General features: G+C 41.5%; 5 protein-coding genes and 2 pseudogenes. 2 read left to right on the top strand and 5 right to left on the bottom strand.

The features are described 5' to 3' along the window. Window positions 1–96: 96 nt before the first annotated feature. Window positions 97–552, top strand: a pseudogene (locus Xmir_RS21515) (tyrosine-type recombinase/integrase); the annotation flags it as partial. Between the two features lie 327 nt (window positions 553–879). Here Xmir_RS21515 and Xmir_RS21510 read toward each other — a convergent pair. The 5 genes from Xmir_RS21510 to Xmir_RS21490 all read right to left on the bottom strand — a co-directional run bounded on the left by Xmir_RS21510 (window position 880) and on the right by Xmir_RS21490 (window position 8,461). Beyond that, window positions 880–2,124, bottom strand: a complete 1,245-nt coding sequence (locus Xmir_RS21510) for a GIY-YIG nuclease family protein (RefSeq protein WP_099116040.1) — start codon at window positions 2,122–2,124, stop codon at window positions 880–882. 1 nt (window position 2,125) lies between these two features. Next, complete coding sequence (locus Xmir_RS21505) at window positions 2,126–4,132, bottom strand: helicase-related protein (RefSeq protein WP_208620472.1); 2,007 nt, start codon at window positions 4,130–4,132, stop codon at window positions 2,126–2,128. A gap of 61 nt (window positions 4,133–4,193) precedes the next feature. Continuing rightward, the gene (locus Xmir_RS21500) at window positions 4,194–6,875 is read right to left on the bottom strand and encodes a class I SAM-dependent DNA methyltransferase (RefSeq protein ID WP_099116039.1); all 2,682 of its coding nucleotides are present in this window, start codon (window positions 6,873–6,875) and stop codon (window positions 4,194–4,196) included. A gap of 207 nt (window positions 6,876–7,082) precedes the next feature. Then, window positions 7,083–7,352, bottom strand: coding sequence for a helix-turn-helix domain-containing protein (locus Xmir_RS21495; RefSeq protein WP_145956946.1), 270 nt, complete (start codon window positions 7,350–7,352; stop codon window positions 7,083–7,085). 254 nt (window positions 7,353–7,606) lie between these two features. Then, entirely contained in the window at window positions 7,607–8,461 is an 855-nt protein-coding gene (locus Xmir_RS21490) for an integrase domain-containing protein (protein ID WP_099116037.1), read from the bottom strand. 37 nt (window positions 8,462–8,498) lie between these two features. On the opposite strand from Xmir_RS21490, the pseudogene Xmir_RS29705 reads away from it, so the two are divergent. After that, a pseudogene (locus tag Xmir_RS29705) lies at window positions 8,499–8,640 on the top strand (IS110 family transposase); the annotation flags it as partial.

Below are 8,640 nucleotides of genomic sequence, written 5' to 3'. Positions count from 1 at the left end.
ATCGTGACGGCGGTGTGTGGGTTTACTCATGATTAAAGTCATCCATTCATGTAATAAAGAGTTATTATTACATGAATTTATTCATGACGACACCATCTAGCGTATCTGTGCTGCACACGGCAGGCGGACATTTTAACGATGACATACGCGCAGGTACAACAAGAGGGCATTTTTATCAAACAGGGAAAAACAGGGGTTGCACAAATCAAGGCATGGACAGAACGGTTAGATAACGCGGTGGCAATGAGCAAAACCATGCCCCTTGATAACGGCGTTAGTAGCATCTATGTACTCCACCAACGCAAAGGATCAAAATATACCCGTGATGGTTTTAACAGCCGCTGGAAGAAAGCAAGAAATATCGCGAAAGAAACTTTTCCAGAATTGGACTTTAACTTCACTTTTCATGATCTGAAAGCAAAAGGTGTTTCCGACCTTGAGGGACCGTTGTCAGAGAAGCAACAAATCACTGGACATAAAAACATTACTCAAACGGCAAGATATGATCGAAAAGTGAATATCGTTCCGGTCGTTGGCGGGCAAAAAAAGTAAATGAGAGGTCAAGAAATATAGTGAAAAAATATAGTGAACGAATAGTGAACGGTGATTTGAGTCATAAAAAAAGCCACCTAAAAGGTGGCCTCTTCATTCCCTAACTCGCTGTATTACAACAAGTTTTATTTGGTGCCAGGGCGGGACTAGTAAATACATATAACTTATTGAATATATTTAATTTATTTTTACTTATTGATTTTATGCCCCTGTTAATGCCCCTAGAATTTTTTGCTTCCTGAATTCACATAGTTGGCTGATTTTAATTAATTTATTTTGTCGTCATGTACATATTTTACTGTAATCGATCACCCGAAGATGTGATGACTATTTCTTTTGAACTATTCTCCCCGTCGTATTATCAAGTCGATACTGAGATATTGTTCCATTTACAACATGCTCAATAACTGCCAGTACTGTCGATAACGGGACGTAGAACCATTCTCTGGGCGTATATATCTGCCCGGTATGGCTTTTCAGCGTGACATTCAATCTGCGTGGCGCAAGAAAACCATGTATCAACGTTTCCAGTTTATGTGCATTGAGGTTGAAACATTGACTGGTTGATACAATCCTCACAGGGGCTTGCAGAAAAGTCTGATCTTTTTCAGCGTTTTTAATTCGGTTCTCTACTGTGGACTCTGTGAAGCCAACTTTGTAAAGATTGTGCTTATAGGGGGCAAGCACAGGATCAACACTTGATGTCGCTAATATATATACAAGACCTGTCGGTATTGCTTCTTCGGATGGTTTAATTATTTCATCGCTGAGTTTTAGTTTGCGTCCCTCTTTATCTCTGACCAGTCCGTGAGTCAGTGATAGGTATAGCATGTGCATCTCAGTGCCGTTTTCAAAAACTAAATGCATTCTGGCATTGTAACTGCTGTACTGCTCAAGGCGTTCCCCAATACTGGCAACATACCCCATCAGACCGTTCAGTATAAAAAAATCACCTGTGTTGATTTTTAGTTTGTGACTGAAACGCTCAGTACCAAAATGCCCATTCTGCAGGTCATTCTGTACTCGTTTAAAAATTGGTTCATAACGCACAAAGTCAGGACAGGGTTGGCGCTGTGCGACTTCATCTGGCTGTTCCTTTTTTTCTACTTGAATATGTTTCAATGTAAAAATATCAGGAGTATCAAAATCGAGAAGACCATCATCATCTGCAAAAATATCATCCAGCGAGGTCACTAATTCGGCCCGACTCAAATACTTCGCAGAAGGCTCAGCGGCATGAAAAATTACTACTTCCTCCATATCACTATTTTTTAAAAGTCCGAACTTGTCCAGACGTTGTAAGTGTTGGGATTGCTCCGCACTGGATCTCAGGCTATGCAACCGGCGAGCAAGTATTTTTTCACTGAGGCTTGCTGAACTGTTTTCTGCAGGCACTCTTCCATGCTCTTTGTAAAAGGCATTGATTTCAGCAAACTGTGCCTCGGATATATCGGTCACGTTCTGACGTACTTTTAGAGGCTGCACATTTAGCAGCCCCAGGTCATCGCTTTCACTGAGTATATCGTCAAGATCAATCCGTGATGATAAACGTTGTGTTGATAACCTAATCATCTCACTGCCCCTGCTGTGATAATCGTTGCTGTTTTTTCTGGCGAATAAAAGCTAGTGCCTCAGCATACCTGACTTCGATAGGATCGCTGGAATTCAGTGATGGCTCTTTGCGAAATTCCTGAGCAAATTGCTTAATTCGGGGCCATAAAATCACAGCCTCTTCTTCTGAAACCTGAGATTTACTGGCGCTAACGGCTTCTTGGATAGTCTTCAGCATGGCGGCGTCGACCTGCTTCGAAAGAATTTCGTAAGCCCCCCTGAAAGGGTTAATGGAGTCGATTAAATCAATATTCAGATTATCAATACATAAAAACTTACTACCCATTTTTAAGAATTGTTTGCCGGTAACATTACTATCACTTTCATCATTATTTTCGCCCAAATCCATAATTGCATCGGGTGGCAGATCTTTTCCGTCTACTAGTCCTCCCTGTTGAGTAATCAGCATACTTTGCAGCATACCCTGACGAATTTGTTCCTGTTCTTCTTCTGTCAGATCAGGATACAAGGTCTGGATGATGGCAGGGAGTTCAACTTGTGCCACAGCCTCCGGTGGTACGGTTTTACTGATGGCTTCCTGCACAAGCTGTTGGTTCGCCAGTAACGTGGTCATAATTTCGTTTCTGTCGCCGTTAAGAATATCGAGAACTTTTTGTGAAACCCGTGTTGAAGTAGTATCGTCAACAAGGAGTGTGTTTGCAGGTAATTCCTTGCCATCCCACTGAGAACGAGGTTTAAACTGAATGGTCGGGGCAAGGATCTGTTCCATCAATAGAGAAGTTGTTATGGCTTTCAGCATGTTGTTCACAGATGTTCTGACATCTTCATCCTGAGCATCAGGTTGCGCAATCAAATTAGTGAACTGTGCGTGTGTTTTTCCAACGCAATCGCGGGTTGCTCTGCCAATAATCTGAACAATTTCTGTCAGAGAGCTACGATATCCAATGGTCAGTACATGCTCACAATAAGGCCAATCGAACCCTTCTTTTGCCATACCAAGTGCAATAATGATATCCATATCGTTAGATGAGGTTATGTTACGAAGATAGGTCTGCACTTTTGCACGTTCAGATGAGGTGTCATCAACTAGGTTAGCGATCCTGAGAATTCGTCTATCATTTGTCCTGACCTGGAGTATTCCTGTTTCTGGGTCACGAAGTACCACTTCACCAATAACATCGAGAATCGCATCAACTTCGCTGTGCTTATCTTTTGTGGATTCGCCAGAGTTAATATTTGGAATGTGAATGATGGTTTTTTTATGAGTATCGAACACATCAGGTAAGGCATCAATATAGCGGCCTTGATAGAAATGATAGCCAATCCCTAGTGATTTCAGATAATTGTAACCATTGAGCTGCTCATAGTAGGTATAGGTCACTTTAGTAAATTTAGCTTCATCATCCGGCAGAAGGATGGGAATGGTATCTCCCCGGAAATAGGAGCCGGTCATTGCCACAATATGTGCAGTTGATTTAGCCATCAGTTCATCGATAAGCCCACCAAGTCGATTATCACCGTCAGCAGAAACATGGTGAAATTCATCAATAGCAACTAGACAATTGTTAAACTCTGCAATATCGACCTTATCAAAGGCAAAACGTAAAGTGGCATGTGTACAGATCAGAATCCGATCATCTCCAACCATAAAGCGTTGGAATGCAGCAACCTTGCTCTTATCGCTACCATCAACGCATAAGTTATTCTGGGGGTTAACCTGCCAGTCAACAAAGAATCCTGATTCGGTCAGCGCTGTATTTTTGAAAGAGCCACCAATAGATTTTTCAGGTACAGAAACAATCACTTTATGCACTCCCTGATGTTCGAGCTTATCCAACCCCAGAAACATCAAAGCACGAGACTTACCGCAGGCTGGGGGGGCTTTGATCAGCAGATACTGACTATTGCGTTCAGCATAAGCACGAGCCTGCATTTCTCGCATCCCCATTGCGTTAAGGCTTGCACTTTGCCCAGTCTGTTTGTATTCCACATGCAAAAGATTGTTCACTCCATCACTCCAAGAATAACTGAGCCACCTTACGGCGCATAGAAAGGTGGCTCAGATGGGTTTATTGAGAAACCAGTGTTTCGTAGCGAGCAAGCAAAAAGCTTAAACGTTCATCAGCGTCTTTGAATGGTTTTTCCCGGTAAAGACGGTCTACTGCTTTATCCAGCGTCTGGTGTGTTTGCAGTAACGACTCAGGCATCTTTTCTGGATCGTAAAGCTCCGCCAAGGTTTTGCCCGGAAATTCAGCACGAGTAAGCAGTACTTCTTCGGCAAGCTTTTCAATCATGGCACGCTTTTCATCGTTCACATCAGGCCATGGGAATGTATTGTAAACTATTTTATTCCCGTAACTATAATCACTTTTAAGACGCATTGCTGTTAATCGCATCCACTCGTTATGCATAAGTGATGTAATTAATCCAAAATCAAAAAGCGTTCCATTAGGTAATATGAAATTCCTATCTGAGGCTATTATAGATGAGTTAAAAAATCCGATTGGTATATATACCCTTCGCTCAGAAGATACGCGAGGTATTAATATGTAATCTCCATTTAAAGGCTGTCTTATCTCATCGAATAAATGTGGAGTGTCAGCTTTTCGTCTCGTCGCTTCCTTCGTGCTTTTCATTCTGAATTCACGAACAGCATTCACGCGAGTTGTTACCATTGGAAGTTTTTTTAATTCGTCATCTGTTATTCCTACGAGCCATAAACAATATCTGTCATTGCCATTTAAAAACTCATCAGCACCAATGATTTTTTTTATCCATTTTTCGGATGAAGGTTCCTTACTAATAAGATGTGCTTTCTCATCAGTATCTAACAATAAATTACCATTATCTGTTGGTCCGTTCCCTCTAACTAACGGAGACATCCATGGTGATAAAGGAGATTTAACTGCACTTACACATACATTGCTCCCTTCAATCAGATATGGGCTTATGTTTTTTACAGATTTATTATGCCATTCCTTTCCTACTTTTTGATAAAGACGTCGGCTTGCTTCTTTTGAAGACAATCCAACAATAATAACATGGACTGCTGCTTTATCTCTGGCATTGTTGACCCATGTAAAAGTGGGGTAGGCAAAATGAATATTCAACCCTAATTTAAAAATGGCAGGCCAGAGTGTAGCAACCTGTTCACCCTGACAAATTGAGTTTGTAGCAACAAGTGATAATTCCGCTCTGGACTCTTTAATATACTGAGCTCCTTTCCAGAACCAACATGCAACAAAATCCAATGAACCTAATGAATTAAAGCCACTAAAGACGGTTTGCATATCTTTACGTTGTTCATCACTTCGCCCTAAAGTTCCCAGAAATGGTGGGTTGCCAATAACATAGACTTCATCCTCAGCGCTCTTAGGACAGATTTCACTCCAATCTTCACGTAGGCTGTTACCATGAACAATATGTCCACTTTCCCGTAATGGTAGGGTCGGAGGAGCATTATTGAACTCTTTCTTCCACTGATTGTTAAGCTGGTGCTCTGCTAACCAAAGGGATAATCGGGCAACTTCGCATGCGAAATCATCAATTTCGATGCCATAAAATTGTGATAGGTGTAACTCGCTCATTGGTATGGTGAATTGAAGATCTATCTCCCTTAAAGCCATGATAATTTCCATCTCAAGCTTACGTAGCTCTTTATAAGCAACGATTAGAAAGTTACCTGAGCCACAAGCTGGATCAAAAATTTTAATTTCTCCCATGCGAATCAAAAGCTTTTTCAATCCGCTCGCACTTTTTCTATTTTTTTCGAAATCAGATCTCAGGGGTTCAATAAATAAAGGCTGAATCACCTTCATGATGTTGCTGTAAGAGGTATAGTGCTGTCCTAAACGACTTCTTTGTTCTACATCAATGATAGCCTGAAACATACTCCCGAAAATATCCGGGTTAATCTCACTCCAGTCCATCGACCCACAATCAAGGAGGATTCTTCTTCCTTTTTTACCAAGCTCAGGAATAGGTTCATCAGATGAAAACAACCCCCCATTAACATAACGAAAATCACTGATATGTTTAGGTAAATTCTTCCTTTTATCACTGTCCTCTGGTGTGTTTAATACAGAGAATATTTGATAAAGGAAGGAGTCCAAGTCACTCCCATCTTCTTCAGTGTAGCTTTTTATTGCAGAAGTAAATTGTGTATCACTGAAAATCCCCGTGTCTTCAGCGAAGAAACAAAAGAGAATTCTTGTCAAAAAAACATTCAATATGTGAATGTCTTCAATATTGGTTAAATTATTATTGATTTTTATTAAGTCAAATAATTTACCCATTTTTTCGGCTGCTTTCACATCAGCTGGATTTTCACTGCTGGTCAGTGCTTTTTCTAACCCAACCAATGGTAGGAAAAAGGCGTAATAACTGTGTAGTTCATCTATATCAATGTCTAATCGCTCACCTGTCTGTGTATCCCAGGCAAGAAAACGGAGGAAGTCTGTGATTATGACAAAACGAATTTTATTTTTTGTAATAAGCGGATCAGTAAGGCGCAGAAATAGTTTTTTATCAAGGCCATCATCAGAATGTGCTGGCTCAAAGTAGACCTTGTTCTTTAATCCAATATGACTACTTTCTTTCGCAATATTTCTGCTTCCACCTTGCCGTAACTGAGTAATCGTCGCTTTGGGTAAATTATAGGCAGAAAGGAAATTATATATGAACTCTTCCCGATTAAGAGAAAATACGATTTCTTCAAGTGTATCAAAAATTTTTGTTTGGTTAACTGCCATCTGATCCCTCTAACATCATGATCAAAACGCCTACATCTGAATAAATTTTAATTCCTCTATAGCTGTTGCTATAGTCAATTAGATTTATTTTATAATCAAATAAAAAAGCCGTGAGGATTAAAAATGGTCAATTTAGCTGCCATTTTACTCTCAAGGCTTCATATTAAATTCTTTCATTTTACGACATCATTCACAAATTAAAACTGCTCATTCCTGTGTATTAGCGCGAACCTTACGCTCAATAAGCTGACCACGTTTATCAAAATACCGACTAGGCCAAATTTCAGAGGGATGGATTCCGAGATAGTTAGCAATTATCCATTCACCTTTCGGCCACGGCCTACTGAATGCGTTTGCTAATGTTGATGAACTGAGTCCTGCTTCACGAGAAACAGCCGCTAAGGTTGTTCCACGTTTACGTAATGCTGCGATGATATCCGCTTGGTGCCAATCATTTTGAACATTATTGTTACTCATTCCTGCTACCCCTTCCATTAATTAATATTGATGGTGGCGATTCAGACAGGGTTCGCAGTACCGGGGATTACCATCCGGCGAGGCCGAAGCCTCCCCCGCCTGAACCACCATTGAAAGGGTGATAGCAGACGCACTGGTAGAGGAACTTACTACCAGTGGGTAATCCTTACAAGGCTGCGAAACCTTACCACTAGATTTTGCTAATGGCAGGAATACTTTAACTGATTGTTTTATCTAACTCAATAACCGAACGGCTAAGTTGAACGACTATAAACCCGTTCAACGTAACGCCCGCGACCATCACCGTGCCCCAAATCCATTGATACCAGAGCCCGTGCTTCCTGACGGCTAAAGCCATTCTGTTGGTAAAAACTCAGTGCATCCTGCGCCCACGCATAACGCAAACTATGGGGAGAATGGCAACCGGTTAAACCAATCCTTGTGGTATGTGTTCTCCAGTAGTTCATGGCCTGTTTGAGATCGGGCTTATCAATCAATCTACCGCCGCGTTGTTCTGCAACAGCCATAGCTTGCTCGACAACTGCTTTTACAGCAGTAACATCCAATACACGGGTTTGTCTTGGTCGGCCACCTTTTGTACCGAAAACAATATGCAGTTTCGGCTCTGATTGCTCCAATTGTTTATGCCAGCTTTTTAACGAAGCACTGCATTGCACTGCCTCCTGAGAACGTAACCCCAGCAATCGGGCGAGTTTTAGTGTGACGGCAAATCCAACATCACGTTCAAGTGCTTTCTGATAAACAACCTGAAACGTAGTATCAGGGATCGCCTGCTTCGTTCCGGCGCGGCTGTTTCCGCTTAACCCCAATGCCTGATTACTCAAACGCGGCGAGGTTTCCAATTTTTCCCGGCCTGCCATGCGGAAGATATTACGCAACGCGGACATTTCATTTTGTACTGTTCGTTTGGCAATCCCCTGAGATAAACGGGCATCAACGTAATGCTCTACATGTTTGGCTTTCAAATTCTTGAGACTTTTCACCTGAATATTCAGGCTTAATAACAGCGCCCCCAAACGCCCGGCGATCCGAATGCGGTCATGGCTGATGTGATGGACGCCCCCTTTTTCAGTGGAAAATAGTGCCATCTTTTATCCGATGCACTGAATTTCGGGAGAACATCTCATGAGTACGATCAAAGTGGTGGGTATTGACCTCGCTAAAAATGTCTTTCAAGTTTGTGTCTGGATGGAAGACGGTTCTGTTGCTTCGAACCGAAAAATTTCCCGACAAAAATTTCTTGATACCATACGGGCTTTTCCACCTA

The organism is Xenorhabdus miraniensis, assembly GCF_002632615.1.
The sequence above is the reverse complement of the archived record's forward strand: the minus strand, read 5'-3'. Positions and strand labels throughout refer to the sequence as shown.

Coding starts and splice junctions, on each gene's coding strand:
- Xmir_RS21510 (WP_099116040.1), bottom strand. CDS start 2,124: ATGATTAGGTTATCAACACAACGTTTATCATCACGGATTGATCTTGAC.
- Xmir_RS21500 (WP_099116039.1), bottom strand. CDS start 6,875: ATGGCAGTTAACCAAACAAAAATTTTTGATACACTTGAAGAAATCGTA.
- Xmir_RS21495 (WP_145956946.1), bottom strand. CDS start 7,352: ATGAGTAACAATAATGTTCAAAATGATTGGCACCAAGCGGATATCATC.
- Xmir_RS21490 (WP_099116037.1), bottom strand. CDS start 8,461: ATGGCACTATTTTCCACTGAAAAAGGGGGCGTCCATCACATCAGCCAT.